At 63.4% G+C, this 22,554-nt stretch carries 24 protein-coding genes; 19 read left to right on the plus strand and 5 right to left on the minus strand.

Annotated elements, in window-relative coordinates; genetic code table 11:
- The first annotated feature begins 101 nt into the window (after window positions 1-101).
- Genes BWR02_RS07245 through BWR02_RS07275 form a run of 7 tightly spaced genes read left to right on the plus strand, consistent with a single transcriptional unit; the run spans window position 102 to window position 5,976 of the window.
- A complete protein-coding gene (locus tag BWR02_RS07245; protein WP_139557076.1) occupies window positions 102-1,121 on the plus strand; it encodes an AAA family ATPase in 1,020 nt (339 codons plus the stop codon).
- Window positions 1,118-1,972, plus strand: a complete 855-nt coding sequence (locus BWR02_RS07250; protein WP_236102008.1) for a DUF58 domain-containing protein — start codon at window positions 1,118-1,120, stop codon at window positions 1,970-1,972. The genes BWR02_RS07245 and BWR02_RS07250 overlap by 4 nt, the downstream gene beginning before the upstream one ends.
- On the plus strand, window positions 1,972-2,865 hold the full coding sequence (locus tag BWR02_RS07255) for a hypothetical protein (RefSeq protein ID WP_139557077.1): 894 nt from the start codon (window positions 1,972-1,974) through the stop codon (window positions 2,863-2,865). The genes BWR02_RS07250 and BWR02_RS07255 overlap by 1 nt, the downstream gene beginning before the upstream one ends.
- A complete protein-coding gene (locus tag BWR02_RS07260) occupies window positions 2,862-3,851 on the plus strand; it encodes a vWA domain-containing protein (RefSeq protein ID WP_236102010.1) in 990 nt (329 codons plus the stop codon). The genes BWR02_RS07255 and BWR02_RS07260 overlap by 4 nt, the downstream gene beginning before the upstream one ends.
- The gene (locus BWR02_RS07265) at window positions 3,848-4,408 is read left to right on the plus strand and encodes an MxaK protein (protein ID WP_236102012.1); all 561 of its coding nucleotides are present in this window, start codon (window positions 3,848-3,850) and stop codon (window positions 4,406-4,408) included. Before BWR02_RS07260 ends, BWR02_RS07265 begins: the two co-directional genes overlap by 4 nt.
- Window positions 4,405-5,436, plus strand: a complete 1,032-nt coding sequence (locus BWR02_RS07270; protein WP_139557078.1) for a vWA domain-containing protein — start codon at window positions 4,405-4,407, stop codon at window positions 5,434-5,436. The genes BWR02_RS07265 and BWR02_RS07270 overlap by 4 nt, the downstream gene beginning before the upstream one ends.
- 15 nt (window positions 5,437-5,451) lie before the next feature.
- Window positions 5,452-5,976, plus strand: coding sequence for an SRPBCC family protein (locus tag BWR02_RS07275; protein ID WP_236102014.1), 525 nt, complete (start codon window positions 5,452-5,454; stop codon window positions 5,974-5,976).
- 40 nt (window positions 5,977-6,016) lie between these two features.
- On the opposite strand, the gene BWR02_RS07280 is transcribed toward BWR02_RS07275, so the two are convergent.
- Together BWR02_RS07280 and BWR02_RS07285 are read right to left on the minus strand one after the other, a co-directional pair.
- Window positions 6,017-6,583 carry a Uma2 family endonuclease gene (locus tag BWR02_RS07280; protein ID WP_139557080.1) on the minus strand — a complete coding sequence of 189 codons (567 nt, stop codon included), beginning with the start codon at window positions 6,581-6,583 and terminating at the stop codon, window positions 6,017-6,019.
- A gap of 33 nt (window positions 6,584-6,616) precedes the next feature.
- Window positions 6,617-7,183 (minus strand): Uma2 family endonuclease, encoded by a 567-nt coding sequence (locus BWR02_RS07285; protein WP_139557081.1) that lies wholly within the window; start codon window positions 7,181-7,183, stop codon window positions 6,617-6,619.
- Window positions 7,184-7,600: 417 nt separating this feature from the next.
- On the opposite strand from BWR02_RS07285, the gene BWR02_RS07290 reads away from it, so the two are divergent.
- From BWR02_RS07290 to BWR02_RS07300, 3 genes are all read left to right on the plus strand, one after another.
- Complete coding sequence (locus BWR02_RS07290; RefSeq protein WP_139557082.1) at window positions 7,601-8,119, plus strand: PepSY domain-containing protein; 519 nt, start codon at window positions 7,601-7,603, stop codon at window positions 8,117-8,119.
- Window positions 8,120-8,302: 183 nt separating this feature from the next.
- Window positions 8,303-10,054, plus strand: a complete 1,752-nt coding sequence (locus BWR02_RS07295) for a DUF11 domain-containing protein (RefSeq protein ID WP_162560060.1) — start codon at window positions 8,303-8,305, stop codon at window positions 10,052-10,054.
- Between the two features lie 168 nt (window positions 10,055-10,222).
- Window positions 10,223-11,782 (plus strand): tetratricopeptide repeat protein, encoded by a 1,560-nt coding sequence (locus BWR02_RS07300; protein WP_139557084.1) that lies wholly within the window; start codon window positions 10,223-10,225, stop codon window positions 11,780-11,782.
- Here the strand turns inward: BWR02_RS07300 and BWR02_RS07305 are convergent.
- The 3 genes from BWR02_RS07305 to cysM are packed head-to-tail and all read right to left on the minus strand — an operon-like array spanning window position 11,779 to window position 14,600.
- Window positions 11,779-12,291, minus strand: a complete 513-nt coding sequence (locus tag BWR02_RS07305; RefSeq protein ID WP_139557085.1) for a L,D-transpeptidase — start codon at window positions 12,289-12,291, stop codon at window positions 11,779-11,781. The two genes, BWR02_RS07300 and BWR02_RS07305, sit on opposite strands and share 4 nt — an antisense overlap.
- Window positions 12,288-13,637: a 23S rRNA (uracil(1939)-C(5))-methyltransferase RlmD gene (gene rlmD, locus BWR02_RS07310; RefSeq protein WP_328591508.1), complete on the minus strand. Its 1,350-nt coding sequence runs from the start codon at window positions 13,635-13,637 to the stop codon at window positions 12,288-12,290. The genes BWR02_RS07305 and rlmD overlap by 4 nt, the downstream gene beginning before the upstream one ends.
- Before the next feature lie 57 nt (window positions 13,638-13,694).
- Entirely contained in the window at window positions 13,695-14,600 is a 906-nt protein-coding gene (gene cysM / locus BWR02_RS07315) for a cysteine synthase CysM (RefSeq protein ID WP_139557086.1), read from the minus strand.
- Between the two features lie 80 nt (window positions 14,601-14,680).
- Here cysM and trhP point away from each other — a divergent pair, with 80 nt between their 5' ends.
- From trhP to BWR02_RS07365, 9 genes are all read left to right on the plus strand, one after another.
- On the plus strand, window positions 14,681-16,027 hold the full coding sequence (trhP, locus tag BWR02_RS07320; RefSeq protein ID WP_139557087.1) for a prephenate-dependent tRNA uridine(34) hydroxylase TrhP: 1,347 nt from the start codon (window positions 14,681-14,683) through the stop codon (window positions 16,025-16,027).
- A 37-nt stretch (window positions 16,028-16,064) separates the two neighbouring features.
- Window positions 16,065-16,550: a ribonuclease E activity regulator RraA gene (rraA, locus tag BWR02_RS07325; RefSeq protein ID WP_139557088.1), complete on the plus strand. Its 486-nt coding sequence runs from the start codon at window positions 16,065-16,067 to the stop codon at window positions 16,548-16,550.
- Window positions 16,550-17,110: a cob(I)yrinic acid a,c-diamide adenosyltransferase gene (locus BWR02_RS07330; protein WP_139557089.1), complete on the plus strand. Its 561-nt coding sequence runs from the start codon at window positions 16,550-16,552 to the stop codon at window positions 17,108-17,110. Before rraA ends, BWR02_RS07330 begins: the two co-directional genes overlap by 1 nt.
- Window positions 17,111-17,173: 63 nt before the next feature.
- Complete coding sequence (gene ispH / locus BWR02_RS07335) at window positions 17,174-18,112, plus strand: 4-hydroxy-3-methylbut-2-enyl diphosphate reductase (protein WP_139557090.1); 939 nt, start codon at window positions 17,174-17,176, stop codon at window positions 18,110-18,112.
- 58 nt (window positions 18,113-18,170) lie between these two features.
- Entirely contained in the window at window positions 18,171-18,539 is a 369-nt protein-coding gene (locus BWR02_RS07340) for a rhodanese-like domain-containing protein (RefSeq protein ID WP_139557091.1), read from the plus strand.
- A 60-nt stretch (window positions 18,540-18,599) separates the two neighbouring features.
- Window positions 18,600-19,013 (plus strand): Hsp15 family ribosome-associated heat shock protein, encoded by a 414-nt coding sequence (hslR, locus tag BWR02_RS07345; RefSeq protein ID WP_139557092.1) that lies wholly within the window; start codon window positions 18,600-18,602, stop codon window positions 19,011-19,013.
- Window positions 19,014-19,501: 488 nt separating this feature from the next.
- Window positions 19,502-19,852 (plus strand): addiction module antidote protein, encoded by a 351-nt coding sequence (locus BWR02_RS07355; RefSeq protein WP_139557093.1) that lies wholly within the window; start codon window positions 19,502-19,504, stop codon window positions 19,850-19,852.
- A gap of 639 nt (window positions 19,853-20,491) precedes the next feature.
- Window positions 20,492-20,992: a TIR domain-containing protein gene (locus BWR02_RS07360; RefSeq protein WP_139557094.1), complete on the plus strand. Its 501-nt coding sequence runs from the start codon at window positions 20,492-20,494 to the stop codon at window positions 20,990-20,992.
- Between the two features lie 49 nt (window positions 20,993-21,041).
- Window positions 21,042-21,842: a macro domain-containing protein gene (locus tag BWR02_RS07365; RefSeq protein ID WP_139557095.1), complete on the plus strand. Its 801-nt coding sequence runs from the start codon at window positions 21,042-21,044 to the stop codon at window positions 21,840-21,842.
- Window positions 21,843-22,554 lie beyond the last annotated feature (712 nt).

A 22,554-nucleotide genomic window follows, 5' to 3' on the forward strand; every position in this document is an offset into this window, starting at 1 on the left:
GACACCCCTTCCTGACTTTTGGGGGGGCTCGCCCCCCTTCTTTTGCGTTCCTGACCGGTCGCCGCGGCAACGCGGCACGCTTTATCTGCCCCAGTCGTTCTATGACCAAACCCCATACGCTCGCCGACTGGCGGGCCCCGGCCCTGCTGCTGGAAGCGCATCTGAATCAGGTCATCCTCGGTCAACCGCAGGCCATACGGCTGTTGTTGATCGCCGTCTTCGCGCGCGGCCACGCCCTGCTCGAAGGGAATGTCGGTATCGGCAAGACGACCTTGCTGCGGGCCATGGCCCGTGGCCTGGGTGGTGAGTGCGGCCGGATCGAAGGCACCGTCGATCTGATGCCCACGGACCTGGTCTATCACACCTATCTCGATGCGAGCGGCAAGCCCGGCGTGGATCCGGGTCCCCTGCTGCGTCACGGCGAACAGCTCTCGACATTTTTCTTTAACGAGATCAACCGCGCCCGCCCGCAGGTTCACTCGCTGCTGCTACGCGTCATGGCTGAACAGAGCGTCAGTGCCTTCAACCGGGAGTTCTATTTCCCGCATCTGCTCGTATTCGCCGACCGTAACCGCGTCGAGAAGGAGGAAACCTTCGAACTCCCGGCCGCGGCTCGCGACCGCTTCACGATGGAGATCGCCCTCGACTACCCCCGCGATTCGGGGGATCTGCAGGCCGTAATGTTCGAGCCGCGCTTCCATGACACCTCCGAACTGATCCGTGCGGTCCCGGAGGGTCTCATCGATTTCAAACGTCTGAATAGCCTCGCCGCGGAAGTCCAGGAGTCGATCCACGCCAGCGAGCGGCTGCGCCTGTACGCGGTCGACCTGTGGCGGGCGACTCATCACCCGGGTGATTTCGGCATTCAGTTGCGCGATGCCGAGGGCATCGGCGCCATTCAGGCCGGGGCCAGTCCGCGTGGCATGAGCCTGCTGGTGCGCGCCGCCCGGGTACACGCCTGGCTGCAGGCCCGGGAAGCGGTGCTGCCTGAGGACGTCCAGGCCGTGTTCCACCCGGTGATCGCGCACCGGTTGGTGCTGGACCCCGTCTACGAATTCCATCGTTCGGAACTCGTGCCGGAACTGATCTGCAAGATCCTGAATGCCGTTGCCGCACCATGATGTACATGGCGGAGATCGACTATCGGTTACGCGGACGCGCCCGCGGCGTGCGGGCTGGCAGTCATCCCGGGCGTGCGAGCGGCGACGGGCAGCAGTTTTTCGATCTGGCGCCGTTTCTGAGCAAACCGGATGCCAGCCACCTCGACCTCCGGCACAGCCTGAACGACCCGCTCGGTGCCTTGTGGGTGCGGCGCCAGCAGCAACTGGTGACCATTCCGGTCTGGCTGATCGCCGACCTGTCGGCGTCCATGGACTACCCGGGCGTGTACTCGAAGATGGATACGCTCGCCGATTTCGTAGTGGCCCTGTCCCAGTCCGCCTGCCGGGTCGGTGACCGCTTCGGCTTTCTGGGCTGCGACGAGTCGCCGCGCCTCGAATGGCGGCTGCCGCCGACGCGCCAGCCGACGGCAGCCCAGCGCCTTGCCGCCCGACTGCGGCAGTTTCACCCGCGCGGCAGTCATGCGCGGGGTCTACTGCGGGCGGCCCGGCTGTTGAGTTCCACCCGGGCCCTCGTTTTCCTGATCTCCGATTTCCATTTGCCCCTGCCCGTCATTCGGGAACTCATGCTCACGCTGCACCGGCACGAGGTCGTGCCGGTCGTATTGTGGGATCCCGCCGAGTCGGGGCGGGTTGCGCGGGGCAACGGGCCGGCACGGTTCACCGACCTCGAGACCGGACATGAACGCGCGCTATGGCTGCGCGCGGACCTCCGGGAGCGACTGTTGAACGCCTTCAACGAGCGACGGCAGCGGCTCCGTGAAACCCTGCGCTCACAGGGACGGGACCCCTTGTTCCTCGAAGGTTCCTTCGACGCGGCCGCCGTCAACCAGTATTTCCGCGCGGTGCGCTGATGCGGACGCCGGCTCTCGTCCTGGCCCTGCTCCCGCTGCCGGTCAGCGCAGCGACCGAGACGCCACCGGTGCTGATCGACGCGCCGCGACCCTTCGGCTATGTGATCGGAGACCGCGTGCCCCTGGCCGCCGAGTTCGTCCTACCTGCCGGCTGCGAGCCGCTGCCGGCAGCGTTACCGCAGCCGGGTCGGGTCGACTATTGGCTGGAGTTGCGCAGTGCCGTACTACAGCCACTCGGGTCTGGCCGCTTCCGGCTGGAACGCGTTTATCAGACCTTCTTCGCACCGCTGGAGGTCAAGACCCTGACGATTCGGGCCGTATCCATTGCCTACCGGTGCCAGGGAGTCAGCCAGCCATTGCCGATTCCTGCCTGGAATTTCACGATGGCACCGATCCGACCGGTCGCAGTCGGAAAGGGACATGACGACAGTTACATGCGGCCCGACCGGCCACCAGAGCCGCCCTCCCTGGCGCGTCACCTCGGGCCCCTGTCGGGCTGGAGCCTGATCGCAGTCGCCTGTGGGTTGACTCTCGCCTGGCTCAATGGATGGCTGCCGAGGTCGCGCCGTCGGCAGGCGTTCGCCGCCGTGTTTCGCTGGCTGCGGGCGGAGCTCCGCCAACCGTTGGCCGGTCCGCGGTTGCTGGAGGCCTATGCACGGGTGCACCAGGCTTTCAATGCCACTTATGGCAAACCCCTGTTTGCGACGAAAATGGATGACTTCGTGTCGGCACACCCGTCGTGGGGGCAGATCCGACCGCAAATCGAGGCATTCTTCCAGGCCTCGTATGCCGTGCATTTCGGTTCCGATGCAGGCCGGTCTCCCGCCGACTACCCACCCGAGCGCCTGCTGGAACTGGCGACGCTGTGTCGCCAACGCGAGCGCCGTGCATGATGTCGGTGACCTTCGGACAGCCGCTGTGGCTGTTGTTATTGCCTCTGGCGCTATTGCCGTTGCGCCTGTCGTCGCTCGAGAGTCGCGGCTATTCCAGCCTGGGACGCGTTCCAGCCGACCCGCTGTCTCGCGCCTTCGGCGTTTCGCTGATCGTCGCCGGGATCGTCGGCATCGCGGGCCTGATACTCGGTCTGGCCGGCCCGGCGCGCGAAGGCCGTGAGATTCTGCGCGTGGGCGAAGGCGCCAATATCGCGATGCTGATCGATCGTAGCAACAGCATGGATCACAGTTTTGCGGGTCGGACGCCGGCCGGCGGCGAGGAGTCCAAATCCCACGCGGCGGAGCGGTTGCTCGCCGACTTCGTGACGAAGCGCGCCCACGACCGCTTCGGCGTTGCCGCCTTCAGCACCGCACCGCTGTTCGTCGAACCGCTGACGGACAATCGGGAGGCGACGCTGGCGGCGCTGCGGGCACTGTCCACCCCTGCCCTGGCCTACACCCATGTCAGCAAGGGCCTCGCGCTGGCGCTGAGCCTGTTTCGCGAACCGACGGCGGAAGAAGGCGGCGCCCGCATCGTGCTGCTGGTGTCCGACGGCGCCGCCGTCGTCGACCCGGACAGCGAACGCCTGCTGCGCACGCGCTTTCGCGAGAGCGGCGCTCACTTGTACTGGCTGTTCCTGCGCACGGCCAACACACCGGGCCTGTTCGAGACCCCTGAAGACCCGCGCGACGACACGCCGCAGATTCGCCCCGAACGTCACCTGCATCTGTTCTTCGAGACCCTCGGTGTGCCCTACCACGCGTTCGAGGCGGAGTCGGCCGACGTCATGGCGGCCGCGATGCGCGAAATCGACCGGATCGAACGCCTGCCCATGCGCTACCGGGAGCGTGTGCCCCGCCTGCCGCTGCAGGCCTGGTGCTACGCCACCGCCGCGCTCGCGATCGGCTGGTTGCTGGCAGTGAAGCTGGCGGAGGCACGGACGTGAAGTCGCTGCGACCGCTACTGGTGCTGGGCATCGTGCTAGGCGTGTTGGGATCGATGATCGAGATCGGTGCGCTGCGCCGTGTCTCCCAGCAGCGGGCCGATCTTGCGTTGCTGACTTCCGGCCAGGACCTTCCGGTGGAGCGCCGCCCCGGCGCCACGCCGCCGGTGCAACTGGCGCGTGCGATTCATCTGGCCGCGCGCGAACGTCACGACGATGCTTTGGAGCTCTACAACTGGCTGACCGGAAGGGGCGATCCGGCGTTCACCGCGTTGCTGCAGTACAACCTGGGCAACCTGCACCTGCGCCGCGCCGTCGAGCAAGTCGAAAAGATGGAGATTTTCCGCGCCGTACCGGCTCTCGAACTGGCCAAGGACGCCTACCGTAAGGCCTTGACCCTCGCGCCGGACTTCTGGGATGCGAAGTACAACCTGGAAGTGGCCATGCGTCTGCTGCCGGAAATGGCCCGGCGCGACCATCGATCCGACGAGGCCGAGGAAGAAACCGAGACCCATCGCAGTTGGGCGACGCTGCCCGGATTTCCGCGAGGTCTGCCATGAGCCGCATGATCGCCGACGCGGTGCGTGCCGATCCCGGCGGCCCTGCAGCCCGCATCACACTGCCCGGAGTCCGGGTCGGGTGCCTGGCCGTTGCGCTGACTGGTACGCTATTGGCCGCGTTCGGTCTGACCGGTTCCCGCGCACAGCCCGTCTATCGGGCGATCGTCGTGGTCGATATCACGCGCAGCATGAACGTGCGCGACTACAGCCAGGAAGCCGGCCCCGAAAGCCGTCTCGACTTCACCAAAAAGGCGCTGCTGCAGACCGTGCGAGACCTGCCCTGCGGTTCCCAGCTCGGCCTCGGCCTGTTCACGGAGCGGCGCTCCGCATTGCTGTTCGAGCCCATCGAAGTGTGCCATGGGTTTGCGGTGCTCAGCGCTGCCGTCGAACAACTCGACTGGCGCATGGCCTGGGCTGCGGACAGCCGTATCGCCGACGGGCTTGTGGACGCCCTGAGAACCCTGCCGGACGCCGATACCGCACTTGCCTTCGTGACCGACGGTCAGGAGGCTCCGCCGCGGAATCCACGCTATCGCCCGGCGCTCGCCGATTTCGCCGGGAAGCGCCACGGCATCGTGCTCGGGGTAGGTGGGCTTGCGCTGTCACCCATTCCGAAATTCAACGAAAAGGGTGAGCCCGCCGGGTTTTACGCAGCCGAGGAGGTGCCCCATCGCTCCAGTTTCGGTCTGCCGAACCGCCATCCAACCGAGATCGAGGGTTACCACGAGCGGAACGCCCCCTTCGGCAGCGCGTGGGAAATCGGCAATGAGCACCTGTCGTCGCTGAAAGAGGACTACCTGAAGGAACTGGCTGGCGAGGCAGGCTTGGTGTACCGGCGCCTGGAACGGCCCGAAGACCTCCCGCACGCCCTGATGCTCCCCGACTTCTCGCGAAAACAGCGCGTCCGCACCGACCTCAGCGCGTGGCCGGCCAGCTTGGGGCTGCTCGCCCTGGCGCTGACCTTTCTTGTGGAGCCGCTGCTGCTGCTCGCCGGACGTCTGCGCCGGGCTCTATTGACCAACCACTGACGAAGCATGAAACCAATGAAACGTTTGCTTGTATTGCTTGCCTGCCTACCGCTGACCGCCCTCGCCCACGGCCCGACCCCACAAAAGATCGACGAGGCGGTGGATATCCACGCGCCGGCGGCCAAGGTCTGGGAAACGGTCGGAGATTTTGGCGGTCTCGATCGATGGAATCCCGCGGTGAAGAAGATCGAACTGCAGGGCGGCAACATGGCTGGCAGTTCGCGGACTCTCACTTTCGAGAATGGCCAGAGCGTGACCGAGAATCTCGATGCTTTCGACGACGCGCAGCGGGAGTACCGTTACCGTCTGGCGAAGGAGAACCTGGAAGCCCTGCCGGTGAGTTCGTATTCGGCGACCCTGCGGGTCACGCCGATCGACGAAGCCAACAGTAAGGTGACGTGGATCGGCCGCGCCTACCGCGGCGATACCAGCAACGAACCACCGGAGAAGCTCAGCGACGAAGCCGCCCAGACGGCGCTGCGCAGACTGTTTCGCAGCGGTCTGGATCAGTTGAAGCAGCAGTTGGAGACGGGTCAGTGAAACCCTGAGATCGCGGCAACCCTTGGGCTGGCGATCCCCCTCAGGCAGCGGGCACCCACAGGTCCGCCAGTGAGAACGTCAGTTCCACGAACGGCGGCGCTGTAACCTCCTCCGCCTCCTGCCAGGCGTGTTCCATGACCCAGTGCCCCTCGTGCAAACGGAAGACTTCGAGGGTGCGCTGGTCCGGATCGACCAGCCACAGCCACGCGACGCCTTCGGCAGCATAGATCGGCATCTTGACCACCCGGTCGGTGCGCGCGGTGCCGGGCGACAGCACTTCGCAGACCCAGTCGGGCGCCAGTGTGAAATACGCCTCGTCGGGAAATGCCGGCAGCCGCTCGCGCCGCCAACCCGCGAGATCGGGGACCAGCACGTTCGACCCGAGATGCAGCTCCGGCTCGTACAGGATCCACCAACCGCCTGGCCCCCCACGGCCACGATGATAGGGCCCAATGAGCTCATCACTGATAATCGATGCGGCAAGGGCATGCCGCGGCGCCGGCCGCGGCTGTGTGACCAGCGTTCCGTGGAGAATCTCGCCGATCAGGTGCTCGGGCAGGCCGAATAAATCCTTGTAAGTGGCCAGGCGGTTAGCAGGCTGATTCATCAGATGTTCCTGGACGGGGGCTGGAAGTAGCGCTCAGGCAGCGGGTACCCACAGGTCCGCCAGTGAGAACGTCAGTTCCGCGAACGGCGGCGCTGTAACCTCCTCCGCCTCCTGCCAGGCGTGTTCCATGACCCAGTGCCCCTCGTGCAAACGGAAGACTTCGAGGGTGCGCTGGTCCGGATCGACCAGCCACAGCCACGCGACGCCTTCGGCAGCATAGATCGGCATCTTGACCACCCGGTCGGTGCGCGCGGTGCCGGGCGACAGCACCTCGCAGACCCAGTCCGGTGCGAGCGTGAAATACGCCTCGTCGGGAAAGACCGGCAGCCGCTCGCGCCGCCACCCGGCCAGATCGGGCACCAGCACGTTCGAGCCGAGATGCAGCTCCGGTTCATCCAGTATCCACCAGCCACCGGGACCGCCGCGGCCATGGTCGAACGGATTCATCAACCCGCCGCCGATGGCTGATGCGGCGCGGGAATGCCGAGGCGCCGGCCGCGGCTGCGTGACCAGCGTTCCGTTGAGGATCTCTCCGATCAGATGCTCGGGCAGGTCAAGCAAGTCCTCGTAGGTGGCCAAGCGGTTCGCAGGCTGATGCATGGAAGAGTCCTCTCAGGTGCCTGACAGACGCTACCACGGTTGGTGCATCAGACCAAGAGATTGGAGGGCGCCCGTCCGTCAGTCCGGCGCGAACTTTTTTCCGGCCAGCACGAAGGAGATAGTCACGGCGGCAGTCCCTGGATCGGGTCATCCCTGGTGGCCCTTGAGGAAGCTGTATCCAGCGGTGCTGCGACGGCCGGATTACACCCTCGCTTGACTAAGGGAAATTGTCCCGTTGACGGCGATCGCTGCTGAAGGCAGTGTTCGGCCAACCAGCACGGGGAACCGCAGGGCCTTCGAACAGAACTCGCGACAACAGCATCGCGGGTCCTGCTTCGGAGCAATGCCCCGGCCGACCGGGTGCCCCGAGAGGGCGTGATATCCTAGGCGAACACGAACAATACGGAGGCTTATGCCATGAAGCGCCATACCCTTTCCTGCGCCATTGCTCTGGTCACCGGAGCCATTGCCGGCGCTGCGAATTCGGCCCCCGAAACGAAGAATGCGATGGATCTGTGCATGGACAGCGTACTCGCGAAGCACCCGGGGACGGTGGTGAAAGTCGAACGCAAGACCGAAAGCGGCGAAGCCGTGTTCGAACTGGACGTGCGCGGCAGCGATGGCAAGATGTACGACATCGAGTGCAGCGCAGCGACCGGCAAGATCACCGAAGAGGAAGAGGAAGTCGAAACGCCCGATCATCCGGCGTTCAAAGCCAAGGCGAAGATCAGCCTGGCGCAGGCGAAAGACATCGCACTGAAGCAGTATCCGGGTGAGATCAAGGAAATCGAGTACGAGATCGAATCCGACGGTGCCGCGTCGTATGAGGTCGACATCGTGTCCAAGGATGGCAAGGAAATCAAAGTTGAAGTCGACGCGACGACCGGCAAGATCGTCGAAGCCAACGAGGAAGTCTGGCAGATCGGCATCGAATAGCCTTCGCACCTCGCTGAGCGCTGGCCGACTGCAGGCGGAGGAGGACAGCGCAATGTGACCGATGATCCGTCCGGTAAAAGCATGTCGGACGGTTCCTCTCCCCCTGAGATACCTGCCCCTGACTCCCGATTCGTTTCGTTGGACGGTCGAAGCCGATTGGGGGAAATGAACCGAGAAGCCTCTATGGAAACCCCGATCCCTGCACGGCCGGCGGCGCTCGATGCGCAACCGCCTCGCCCCTGCCGCCGTCCCACCGCGGTCGCCTTGATTCTGGCGCTCGCAACCGCAGTGACCGCCGCACCGAGCAGCGCCTCGGGCGAAGTCGCGCGTGTCAGCGAGAACGCCAACGGCCGTGCGCGGGGCGACTCGGCCGGCGGCGCAATGTCATTCGACGGCCGTCTGGTCGCCTTCACCTCCACAGACTTCAGGCTGGTCCGAGACGACAGCAACGGCGAGGATGCGGATGTGTTCATCCGTGACATGCAGACAGGAGCGGTGGAACTCGTCAGCCTCGACAATGCGAACGAGCCATTACGCATTCAGGGAAGCGGAAGCCCGGCCGGCAGCGATAGGCTGGCGCTATCGGACACCGGACGTTACGTCGCCTTCAACGCCGCGGTCGTTGCCAACAACGGACTCACCGCTGCCCGGACCTTTGTCCGCGACCGACAGCGGCGCACGACCCTCCAAGTGCCGATCGAGGGCGGAGGGCAACTGGCCCACGAACAGCAGGCCAACGCCGACAGCATTGCCATCTCAGGGAACGGCCGTATCGTTGCCGTCGTCCTGAACGGTGCGATTACGTTCGACGGCAGACGCTTCTGTGGTTTCCCTGAACTGTTCGTGCACGACAGGGTGACGGGATCGGTTGAACGCATCACGCGGGATGTTGCGCGGACCAACTTGTGTCCGATACGAGAGATCTCCGATCTCCATCTCTCCAGTGATGGCCGCTACCTCGCCTTCACCGAACTCTATTTTTACACCAGGGAATTGTCGGGGCTGTTCGTCTACGACCAGCGCAACCGCCAGCGCACCCGCGTGGATGTCAATTCTGACGGCATTCCGGCGAACGGTCAGTCCTCTTTGAAGGCCATATCCCCGGACGCCCGGTACGTGCTGTTTGGTTCGTCCGCCAACAATCTCGTTAGCGGGGATAGCAACGGCGAAAGCGACGTGTTCCTGCACGACTTGCGGACCCGGGAAACGACCCGTGTGAACGTCAGTTCGTCCGGGTCTCAGGCGACGGGTTACACCGATTTCATGAACCCGATGACCTTGTCGGCCGATGCGCGCTTCGTGGCCTTCACTTCTTATTCCTCCAATCTGGATCCGGACAGTGCGCCCTCGGGCGCTTTGAAGATCTACATCCGCGATCGCGAAGCCCAAACGACGGTTTCGACCGGGATCGATTCGACGCTTGGCAGCGCCACCCCGCGCGTCGGAACATTTTCATCGGAAGGGCGTTTCCTGACCTTCAACAGCTACGGCGAGAATTCGAACCTCAACGGCCGAAAAGGGCACTGGGATGTTTTCCGGCTGGACCGGACTGTGGATCCGTCGCTCAGCGCCGACGTGAGCATCAGCCAATTGGTCCCGTCTGCGTTCGAATTCGGTCATCCGATCACCTACACGGTGTCCACCGTCAATCGGGGAACCGACAGCGCGGAAAGTGTCAATGTGATCGATCGACTGCCGAGCAGCGCTCGCTTTTTGTCGGCCACGGCAAGTCAGGGCAGTTGCAGCGGGGAAAGCATCCTGGTGTGTCGCCTGGGCAGTTTGGCACCCGGAGCCGTCGGCACCGTGACCTTTACCGTCGAACCGAAGTGGGCCCTGACCTCCAGTTTGACCAACTCGGTCTCGGTGAACGCAGCGCCCCTGGATCCGGACGTGACGAACAACCGGAGTGTCGTGTCGATTCCGGGCTTGCGCTGAGTCGTCCTCGATGCCCACACCGTGCATTGCGCCCGTCTTGCACGACGCATATCGGTAGCCGGCCACGGACTTCTCGACGCCCGTGGCTTTGCCCACCTCCACTTCCCTGTGAGCGTTCCCGAGGGGCGCACCGGTCGGATCCCTGCCTCGACGATACTCTGCTCCTTTATGCCGCGCAACCACGACCCCAATCTCCCACGCCCCTCCAAGCTGACGCCTGCCCTGCCGATAGCGCAGCGCGGCGGTGTATGGCTGACGCTGCTGCTCGTGTTGCTGGTGCTCGTCGCCGGTGGTTTGGCCGTGATCGCCTACGGGCTGCAGCAGGAGGTCGAGCGGCAACGCAGCACGGCGGCGGACGAACGTCGGCGGGGCGAGGATCTGGCGGCGTTCATCCTGACGGGGTTTGCGGATCAGCTCACGCCGCTGGGCCGTATCGAATTACTGGAAACGCCGGCCCGCAAGGTGTTGGACTACTACGCCTCGCTGCCGGCCGATGCGGCCACCTCGGACACGGCGCTGAGGGCGCGCAGCGTCGCGCTCGACCTGCTCGGCGAGGCATTGGCGCGGCGTGGCGACTTGCCGCGGTCACTGGACGCCTATCGCGAGGCGCTGGCGCTGGCGGAGGAACTGGCGGCACGCCAGCCGGAGGACGAAGAACGGCAGCGGGATCTCGCCGTCAGTCTGACGAAAATCGGCGATGCGAAGGAAGCCCGCGGTGAACTCGCCGCGGCGCGGGATGCGTACGGCAAGGCGCTGGCGATCTTCGAACGCCAGGCCAAGGCCCGGCCCGAAGACCGGCAGGTTCGCCACGATCAGGCCCTGATGCACGAACGTCTGGGCCGTGTTCTCAGTGCGCAGAGCGATTTCCCCGGCGCGCTGAAGGCCTTTCGTCTGCGGCAGATCACCCTCTTGCAGCTGACGAACGAGGCGCCGGACCAACTCAACTGGCAGCGGGAGCTCGGGCACAGCTACGGCGCCCTGGGCGACCTGTTCCTGACGCAGGGCGACCGTCCGGCTGCCAACGCCGCCTACCAGCGCTATCAGGAGATCGCCCAGCAGGTCGTGCGGCGCGAACCGGACAACGCCGAGTGGCAGCGCGATCTGGCGGTCAGTTTCGAGAAGGCCGGTGACCTTCGCGCCGTTCAGGGCGATATCGGCGGTGCCCGCGCCGCTTATCAGAAATTCTCCGAAATCGCTTCCCGTCTGTCCGCCCAGGACCCGGGCAACCTGCAATGGCAGCGGGATGTCGCTGCGGGACAGGAGCGCGTCGCGGCCTTGCTGGCCGCACAGAACAAACTCGGCGAGGCCGTCGTTCTGCAGCAACGCGGCGCCGACCGGCTGGCCGTCATCGCCGGCAAGCTGGGCTTGCCGGCGGCACGCTCCGAAGCGGCCGAGGCTTATGGGCGCCTATCGCGTTATCTGCTGCTGCATCGCCAGCCGAAAGAAGCCGTGGACGCCGCCCAGCGGGGGCTGGCGATCGACGGCAACCAGACGCGTCTGCGTTTGAATCTGGCTCATGCGCTGCTCTACAGCGGCCGCGTCGCCGAGGCCGAGCAGGTCTATCGGCAAAACCGCCATGCGGTACTGCCCGGGGAGAAACGCTTCGACGAGGAAGCCCTGGCCGAGCTCCGGGACCTGATCGTCAAGGGACTGGTGCCGCCCGAGATGGCTCCGGTAGAGACTTGGCTCAAGGGCGGCGGCGGAGCCAGAAAGCCGGCTGCGGACTAGTCCTGTTCGCTGATCAGCACGCGCATACCCACCGGCACGCGTTCGAACAGGTCGAGCAGATCCGGGCTGCGCATGCGGACGCAGCCGTGGGATTGCGGGATGCCGCAGACACCGCGATCGGGGCTGCCATGGATGTAGATGTAGCGCCAGGTCGTATCGACCGGACCGTAGCGATTGAAGCCCGGTTCGAGTCCCCCGAGCCACAGGATGCGCGTCAGTATCCAGTCCCGGCCGGGGCAGCGGGATTCGAGTTCGTCACCGTAGACCTCCCCGGTCGGTCGGCGCCCGACGAACACGGCCCCTGAGGGTTGACCAGCGCCGATCTTGGCGCGAATCCGGTGCCAGCCGCGCGGCGTGCACTCGCTGCCGCGCCGTTCGCCGGGGCCATTGCGGGCCGTCGACACCGGGTAGCTGAGCAGCACATTGCCGTGCTCTACCCAGTCGAGCGCCTGCCGCGGGATGCTGACCCGCAGGAAGCGCTCGGCGGACTCGGGCGCCGGACCGCTCATCGCTCGAACACGGCCACCGATTCCACGTGGGCCGTGTGCGGGAACATGTCCATGATGCCGGCTTGCGTGAGCCGGTAGCCGTGCTCATGCACCAGCACTCCGGCATCGCGGGCCAGCGTCGCCGGATTGCACGACACATAGACGATACGGGGCGCCCGCCAGCGCGGCACGCAGGTCAGGATCTCGCGCCCGCCCGAGCGCGACGGGTCCATCAACACGCGGTCGAAGGGCTTGTCGATCCAGGGCACGCCGGTCTGCGGCTGGAACAGGTCGGCGACGTGAAACTCGGCGTTGGCGATGCCGTTCAGGCGCGCATTCGAGCGCGCGCGCTCGACCAGCCCGAGTTCGCCCTCGACGCCCGTGGCCCGCGCCACGCGGCGGGCGACCGGCAGCGTGAAGTTGCCCAGCCCGCAGAACAGGTCCAGCACTTCATGTGAGGCCTCCAGGTTCAGCAGTTCCAGCACCCGGTTCACCATCCGGCGATTGATGTCCTGATTGATCTGCGTGAACTCGGTCGGCGCGAACTCGAAGGTGATGTCCTGTTCGGGCAGCCGGTAGGCCAGCGGCTCCGGCTGCTCCGGATACAGCGGGGCGATGCTGGTCGGCCCGCCGCGCTGCAGGTACAGCGTGAGCCCGGTCGTTGCAGCAAAGTGCTTCAGCGTCTGGAGGTCATCCGGCGATGGGTCGGCGAGGACGCGAAACACCAGCGCGACCTGTTCGTCGCCGGCCGCCACTTCGATTTGCGGGATCTGATCGCGAATGCGCAGGGAATGGATCATGTCGCCGAGTTCGGCGATGCGCGTCCCCACGGCCGGATGCAACACCGCGCAGGAATCGATGGCAGCCAGCAGTGCGCTGGCCTTCTCACGGAAACCGACCAGAACCCGCCCGCGCTTCGGCACATATTTGACGCCTAGGCGCGCCTTGCGCCGATAGCCGAAGGCCTCGCCGACCAGCGGCGGCAGCACCGCTTCCGGCCGGACCTGGCCGATGCGCTGCAATTGCTCCAGCAGCAAGCCCTGTTTCAGCGCAATCTGCTCGCCGCGGGCCAGGTGCTGCAGGCGGCAGCCTCCGCAGGCCGCGAACCACGGACAGGGAGCCTCCACCCGGTGCGGCGAAGCCGACACGATCCGGTCGAGCCGCCCTTCGGCATAATCCCGGCGGATCAGCGTATAGGTGAACTCGACCTCCTCGCCCGGCAACGCGCCGTCGACGAACACGGCCTTGCCATCGACATGGGCCACGCCCCGCCCGTCGTGCGTGAACGAATCGATCGGTGCGATCGCCGGCGGCATCGCGGCCAGCCGCGCCTTGCGGGCGGCGCCACGCGTCGGCTTAGCGGCCATGGCTCAGTCGTCCTGCCACAGAGGCGATCGCGGTGACATGGGGAAGCGTGAGGTGACTCATGCCGGAAACACGCCGGTCGACAGATAGCGGTCCCCGCGGTCGCAGATGATCACGGCGATAACGGCGGATTCCAGCTCGCGCGCGAGTTCGAGCGCCGCGAAGACCGCGCCGCCTGACGACACCCCGGCGAAGATGCCCTCCTCTGCCGCGAGCCGGCGCGTCGTTTCCTCGGCGTCCTCCTGTCCCACATCGATGATGCGATCGACGCGCGCCGCATCGTAGATCTTCGGCAGGTATTCCTGCGGCCAGCGCCGGATGCCCGGTATCTTGGCGTTGTCCCGGGGCTGCACGCCGACGATCTGGATGTCCGGATTCTGCTCCTTCAGGTACCGCGACGTGCCCATGATGGTGCCGGTCGTCCCCATCGAACTGACGAAATGGGTGATCGTCCCGCGTGTGTCGCGCCAGATCTCCGGCCCCGTGCCCTCGTAGTGCGCCCGGGGATTGTCCGGGTTCGCGAACTGGTCGAGGATCTTGCCTTCGCCGCGCGCTTCCATGGCGCGCGCCAGGTCGATGGCGGCTTCCATGCTGCCCGCCGCCGGCACCAGGATGATCTCGGCACCGAAGGCCTTCATCGTTGCGCGACGTTCGGCGCTCATGTTGTCCGGCATGATCAGCGTCATGCGGTAACCGCCGATGGCGGCGGCCATGGCCAGCGCGATGCCGGTATTGCCGCTGGTCGCCTCGATCAGACGATCGCCGGGTTTGATCTCGCCGCGCTCCGCGGCGCGCTTGATCATGCTGAGCGCGGGCCGGTCCTTGACCGATCCGGCCGGGTTGTTCCCCTCGAGTTTCGCCAGAACCACGCTGCGGCTGTTTCCCGGGAGGCGCTGCAGGCGAACCAGCGGGGTATTGCCGACAAAAGCCTCTATCGTCTGGAAATTCGGTGCTGCTGGCGTCATCAAAATCCTGCGCGTCGAAACGGCGTTTACGTTAAACTTCCGGGCTGCCCACGCCCCCGAGTGTACCATCCCGTCCCGCCATGAAGAACGTCGAACTGCTGTCGCCGGCCGGCACGCTGAAGAACATGCGGTACGCTTTCGCCTACGGCGCCGACGCGGTTTACGCCGGCCTGCCACGCTACAGCCTGCGCGTCCGCAACAACGACTTCCTGGCCGGCAATCTCGCGACCGGTATCGCCGAGGCGCACCGGCTCGGTCGCAAGTTCTTTCTGGCGGCGAACGTGCTGCCGCACAACCGCAAGGTCCAGACCTTCATCCGGGACATCGAACCGATCGTCACGCTGGGACCCGATGCCGTCATCATGGCCGATCCCGGCCTGATCATGCTGACGCGCGAGGCCTGGCCGGACCTGCCGATCCACTTGTCGGTGCAGGCCAATACGTTGAACTATGCCGCCGTACGCTTCTGGCAGTCGGTCGGGATACGCCGGATCATCCTGTCGCGCGAGCTGTCGCTGGACGAGATCGCCGAGATCCGCCAGCAATGCCCCGACATGGAACTGGAAGTCTTCGTGCACGGCTCGCTGTGCATCGCGTATTCCGGGCGCTGCCTGCTGTCGGGTTATTTCAATCACCGCGACCCTAACCAGGGCACCTGCACGAATTCCTGCCGCTGGAAGTACCGGGTGGCGCCTGCCGAAGAAAACGCCGAGGGCGACTACGTGCCCGGCGCGATCAAACTGAACCTGGCCGATTTGAACGAGGCCGCGAGCGCGGGCACCTGCGGCGATCGTCACCCGCTGGCGGACGAGGTGTATTTCCTGGAAGAGGAAACGCGTCCCGGGGAACTGATGCCGGTGCTGGAGGACGAACACGGCACCTACATCATGAACTCGAAGGATTTGCGGGCCGTCGAGCACGTGCATCGGCTCGTCGAACTCGGCGTCGACAGCCTTAAGATCGAGGGACGCACGAAGTCGTACTACTATGTCGCGCGCACGGCCCAGGTCTATCGCCGGGCGATCGAGGATGCGCAGGCCGGCCGGCCGTTCGATCCGTCTCTGTGGGGCGTGCTCGAAAATCTCGCGCAGCGCGGCTATACCGACGGCTTCTACCAGCGCCACCATAGCCACGAATACCAGAACTACGTGCGCGGGCACTCCGAAAGCCACCAGCAGCAGTTCGTCGGTGAGATCACCGGTACGGAAGCCGACTCGGGCATGGCCTCGATCCTCGTCAAGAACAAGTTCGGCGTGGGCGATCGCCTCGAACTCATCGCGCCGGCCGGCAACCGCGACATCGTGCTCGAACATATGGAAGACACCGGCGGCAACGCCCTGCACGAAGCACCCGGTGGCGGCTGGCAGGTCCGCATCCCGCTGCCGCCCGGCACCTGGGACAACGGGTTGATCGCCCGATACCTGTGAATTTCCGCCCCTCACCTGCTGATAACGCCAAACACCGATGAGCTTTCGAACCGCCGACCTGTGCGACCGCTTCGCGGATCGCCATCTCCAGATCGCCGAACCGATCTTCAAGCCCTACGGACAGTCCACGGTCTTCAGCGGACCCGTGAAGACGCTCAAGGTGTTCGAAGACGATGTGTTGCTGCACAAGGCGCTAGCGGAACCGGGCGCCGGCCGGGTGCTCGTGATCGACGGCGGCGGTTCCCACCGTTGCGCGCTGGTCGGCGCCGATGCTGCCCGGGATGCGGTCGCGAATGGCTGGGCCGGCCTGGTCATTTATGGCTGTGTCCGCGACTCCGCGGTCCTGAATACGCTGCCGATCGGCATACGCGCGATGCACACGCACCCGGCGCCCAGCCATCACCGCCGTGGCGCGGGGGAACAGGACACCCTGATCAGTTTCTCCGGCGTCAATTTCAAGACCGGCTATTTCCTGTATGCCGACGAAGACGGCATCATCGTGGCCGACAGCGAGCTGCTCTGATGGGCAACCGCCTGACCCGAATCTATACCCGCACCGGAGACGACGGCAGCACCGGCCTGGGCGACGGCACACGGGTCGCCAAGGACGCCCTGCGCATCCAGGCCTACGGCACGGTCGACGAACTGAACAGCCAGCTCGGCGTTTTGCTGGCCCTGGACTGTCCGGAAGACATCGCGGCCTGTTTGGGCGAAATCCAGCACGCCCTTTTCGATCTCGGCAGCGAGTTGTGCATTCCCGGTTATCGCGTGCTCGGTCCGGACGCCACCGATTGGCTCGAAACCTGGCTCGACCACTGGAACGCCGAGTTGCCGCCGCTGAAGGACTTCATCCTGCCCGGCGGCAGCGCCCCGGCCGCGGCCTGCCATGTCGCGCGAACCATTTGCCGACGCGCCGAACGGCTGATGGTCGGCTTGATGGCCGTCGAGGAAATCAATCCGGCGGGTTTGGCCTACATCAATCGGCTATCCGACTTCCTGTTCGTCATGGCGCGCGTGCTGGCGCGCCACGCCGGCGCCGAGGTTTTGTGGTCGAAAGAGCGCCAGCGGCCGTTGCCGCGTTGATTCCCCCCTGCCCTAGATGTCACAATGCCCCAGTCACGGGGTATGAAATTACGAGAGCGAACCATGGAAATCATTCTTGCGAACCCACGCGGGTTTTGTGCGGGCGTCGACCGAGCCATCGAGATCGTGGAACGCGCGATCGAGGTGTTCGGGGCTCCTATTTACGTTCGGCACGAAGTGGTTCATAACCGCTATGTGGTCGATGGCCTGCGCGACCGTGGCGCCGTCTTCGTCGAGGAACTGGCGGAGGTCCCCGAGGCGTCGACCGTGATCTTCAGCGCCCACGGTGTCTCGAAAGAGATCCAGGATGAAGCCAAGGAGCGCAAGCTGCAGGTGTTCGATGCCACCTGCCCGCTGGTCACGAAGGTGCATATCGAGGTGCACCATCACGCCGCCGAGGGGCGCGAGATTGCCTTCATCGGGCACGCCGGCCACCCCGAGGTCGAAGGCACGATGGGCCAGTATGCCAACTCCGCCGGCGGCATCTATCTGGTGGAATCGCCGGAGGACGTCGCGACGCTCCAGGTCAAGAACCCCGACAACCTGGCTTATGTGACGCAGACAACGCTGTCGATCGACGACACCCAGGCCATCGTCGAGGCGCTGCGCGCGCGCTTCCCGAACATCATCGGCCCGAAAAAGGACGACATCTGCTACGCGACCCAGAACCGGCAGGATGCGGTGAAGAAGCTGGCCGTGCAGTGCGACGTGATCCTCGTCGTGGGCTCGCCCAACAGCTCCAACTCGAACCGACTGCGCGAGATCGCCGAGAAACTCGGTAAGCGCGCGTACCTGATCGACCACGCAGGACAACTGGATCGCTCCTGGATCGAGGGCGCCGAGCGCATCGGCGTCACGGCCGGCGCCTCGGCCCCCGAAATCCTGGTGCAAAACGTCGTCTCGCAGCTCAAGGAATGGGGTGGCCATACGGTCAGCGAAAAGGAAGGCATCGAGGAAAAGGTCGTCTTTTCGCTGCCCAAGAATCTGCGCCGCTCGGCCTGATCCGACCGCGTCCCAATTCCACCCACCCGACGCAATACCCAAATTCAGGCAAGTCATCATGGCCATGACCGCAATGGAGCTCGTCGCTTCCGCCAAGCAGACGATCACCGAAATCGACGCCAGCCAGGCACAGGCGAAGCTGGGCGCAGCGTTGATCGACGTGCGCGAACCAGAGGAATACGCCGCTGGCTGCCTGCCCGGCGCCGTCAACATTCCGCGCGGCGTGCTCGAATTCCGCATCGACGGCCACCCGCAGATTCAGGGACGCCGGGATGGCGAAGTCATCCTGTATTGTCAGTCGGGCGGTCGCTCGGCGCTGGCGGCTGAGGCGCTTGGCAAACTCGGGTTCACGCGGGTCGTGAGCCTTGCGGGCGGTTACAAGGGCTGGTCCGAGGCCGGACTGCCCACGCAGCATCCGAGCCGCTGAGCCCGACCCGGCGCACGGCCTCAGGCCCACGCGCTGCGATCGCCGGTTGCGGCCACCCTCATGAGCGGTCCCGGAAAACCGTCATCCCCCGCCGAAGGCGTACGGCTGGACAAATGGCTGTGGGCCGCGCGCTTCTTCAAGACCCGCCAACTCGCCAACGAAGCCATCGCCGGCGGTAAAGTCCATCTGAACGGGCAACGCACCAAGCCCGGCAAGGACGTGACCGTCGGTGCCACGCTCGAAATCTCCAAGGACCATTTCTCCTGGGAAATCACCGTGATCGCGCTTAGCGGCCGCCGTGGTCCCGCCAAGGAAGCCGTGCTGCTATACGAGGAAACCCCCGAAAGCCTTGCGAAGCGCCAGGCCGAAATCGACCGTCGGCGCGCGGAACAAGCCTCCGACGTCGTCAGCGACGGCCGCCCGAACAAGCGCGACCGGCGGCTGATTCATCGGTTCAAGGATACGTTGGGTTAGGGCGTCCCTGCCGCCTCACGCAGCTTAAGGCCGGCTAGTTCCGGCACACCCAAGTCGCCTCCGTCCCAAGACACCACGCACCGCGCTCCGCAGCAAACCTTCGGACGCGGCCCGCCGCCTGCGCTACAAAACAATGCCCGGCTTCCCAATGAAGAGTTGACCTGGTGTCGCCTCCCGGATACAGTTTGCCAATGATGGAGATTCGCAAAACGGATTTTTGTGCCAAGTGGCTCGATAGCCTGCGCGATGTCCGGGCGTGTGCCCGGATTCTCGTCAGAGTGGAACGATTGGCAGAAGGAAATCCAGGCGACACCCAACCCGTTGGAGAAGGCGTCTCCGAGTTGCGAATCAAAGATGGCCCCGGTTTCGGGTCTACTACAAATAGCAAGGAAGAGATCTGGTCACCTTGTTGGCTGGCGTTGATAAGGGCAACCAGTTAGGAGATATCAAGGCGGCTTTAAGGCTTGCTCGTAATCTGTAGGAATCCTATGAAAAAGACAGCAACCTCACGCTACGACGTTGCCGAACATCTGCGCACTCCTGAAGAAATGGCCGCTTATCTTGAGGCATGCCTGGAAGAGGCGGATGGTAACGCCGCATTTATTGCCAAAGCGCTCGGCGACATTGCGCGTGCCAGAGGCATGTCGCAAGTTGCTCGTGATGCGGGCATGTCACGGGAAAGCCTTTACAAAGCACTTTCCGGTGAAAGATCTCCCAGTTTTGACACAATTCTCAAGGTGGTGACGGCCCTGGGTATTCGGCTCCACGCCGAACCCTCGTATATCGCAAATCATGCCCAACAAGGCGATCCAACCGCATCTCCTCCCTCGCCCGGTTGAGCTCTGCCGTCAGGCATTCGCACAGACCAGTGATGTCGCCGACGATCTTTCTCAGCTATTTCGCATCCGGGGCACGGGCGGAGTTTATCACGTGAGTTCGCGCCGGGACCGGAAAGAAGCGTTCTTCCGAGCCGATCCTGTGCCACGAGAGTTGCTGGCACTCCCACGCCTAAACCTCTGATCGCGAAGCTACCGGAAGCAGGCCTACCCGTTCGTAGCGAAGTCTTCACACGCGGTTTTGGCACTGGCCGTTATTCCATGCAGCAAAGCTGCCGATCACTTCTGTTTGCACTCCACCAATGTCAGCCGAGCATTCCGTTGACGCGAACCGTCCGAACGCAACAATGCATGAGGGCAAGACTCGACCCAATAAACCAATCGCCCAGCCCTACCGTCAAGCGCATCAACCTCGGCGTTGACCCAGCACGCCACATGTATTACTTTCAACATATCAGGCTGCCTCCGCCCGAAAACTGAACCGAATCAGTGACAAATCGCGATAGGTGGCACGCTTCACAGAATCCGCATAGTACGTTCATCCCACATTCTGTAAAGCGCGCTTAGAGCAGATTCCGCAAAAGAACAACGTTGGGCGGCACTCTTGGGTATTGCTACGATTCAGGAGGAAGGGAGAAGACTTTGGCGTACAGAAACAAGACTTATGTGTGCTTCGATGGCGACGAAGATATTCGTTACTACCGACTGATGACGGCTTGGAAGGCAAATGACAATTTGCCGTTCAATTTTCATGATGCGCACGATCTCAATACGGCGCGAGACTCGAGCGCTGAAGAGAGCATTAAGCGCAAGCTTCGCGAGCGCTTTGCCAACTCCAAGATGTTGATTGTCTTGATTGGAGAAAAGACACGCTATCTCAGAAAGTTCGTGAAGTGGGAAATGGAAGTTGCGATACGCCTAGACCTCCCGATTGTCGGCGTGAACTTGGATGGTGCGAGAGCAAGAACGGATCGCTGCCCCGGAGCAATTCGGGACGAGTTGGCGGTTTACGTTCCTTTCCAGCAAAAAATTATTCAGCACGCAATGGATTCGTGGCCTGCTGATCACGCAACCTACAAGAGAGCCGGTAGTTCTGGCCCTTACTACTACAATGACAGCGTTTACACGAGGCTGGGGCTCTAGCGTGCGATATTTCTGGGAAACTATCTCTAGCTGGGCGTATTGGAGATATGTGATTTTCTCTGCCGCCGGATTTCAGTCTGTACTGACGGTCTTTGGCGCAATTTACCTAGTAGTTGAAGCTCTAGACTTCTTCAGAATTTACTCTCGCGACGAGTACGGGAAGTACGCATTCTTTGTGTTTCTGTTTATTGCTGCAATCCTCGCAATCGCGAGTAGGCGCCCGATTACCAGCACCATCGTTAGGTTTGCGCAGCGGGATTTCGAGATAGAAGTGCGAATTGGGGATCTATTTGACGCCGCTGGCGCCGTACTGGTTAGCACAAACACGAACTTCGAATGCGATGTTGCGTCGGGAAAAATCTCAAGCAAAAGCCTGCAGGGTCAATTTACCGCGAAGTATTTCACAGGGAATCAGAGCAAGCTGATAGAGGAAGTTGCCGCCGGGCTACCTGCGGAGCTTGAGCCTCCTTACCCCATGGGCACAACCGTGCCAGTTAACACTCATGGTAAGACGTTCTACTTCACAGCAATGGCAGCATTAAATGATGATGGCAATGCCTCGACTACGATCCCTGATGTAAAGAAAGCCTTAAACGGTCTTTGGGAATATGTACGCAGAGCTGGTGAACTTCAAGAACTAGCAGTGCCGGTCATCGGCACGGGTCGCGGCAGGCTTCAGGTGCCAAGAAACAAAATGATTGAGTTGATCTCGGAATCATTCGTTGAGGCAGCCGCCAAAGGCAAATTTTCCGATCGGTTGGTAATTGTGATCCACCCAGATGACGCCAAGCGTTTTCAGGTGAATCTATATGAAGTTAAAGATCGCCTTCGGCAGGCCTTAGTCGTTTGATTTGCATAGATTTCATGGCGGTCAGTACGGTGCCGCCCAACAAATCGTTGCACCGGACGTTTGACCCGCTGCTCGGTTTGGCTACGCCAAACCCTCACATCGGCTCAAACGCCGTTGAACTCAAGCGTTAGCGGGCACATCAACCGACCGGAGGAAAAATCCATTGGGAAATCATCCAAGCCACAAAGATCTCTCCTTAAGTCTCGCTTCGGAGTTCACGGAGGTATTACCAGGTGACTTTGTCCGTGACCGCCCATCTGTGCGTGACAAGCGATTTCCCATACTCGGACCACGTCCCTCAGGCCCAAACACGCAGCCGCATGAGAACGCCTCTGCTTCTGGGCCATACATCTATTTCGTATATAGCGCTCTGGGTGAAATTAAGTACATCGGAAAGGCCGACGAGCGAACGGTGCTCTATCGTTGGATACGTCCTGACGGGCGAACCGGCCTGCACCAGTGGTCCCATGGCACGAACTCCGCTAAGAAGAAGGCGACCATTGAGTTCATTGCTGATGAGTTGCGCTCCGGCAAATCCCCAGTACGGCTGTACTTTTCGAATGCCAGATCACTCCGTGCTTCTGTAGTCAAACGAGCCGCAACACTTGGAATTACGTTAGCGAACTTGGAAACCCTTCCTGGCCATCCCTGGGCAGCTTTTCGGAAGCTAAAGTCGCTCCGAGACGAGCACTTCCAACACAGGAAGTCGACA

The organism is Methylotetracoccus oryzae (assembly GCF_006175985.1).
Lineage (GTDB): Bacteria > Pseudomonadota > Gammaproteobacteria > Methylococcales > Methylococcaceae > Methylotetracoccus > Methylotetracoccus oryzae.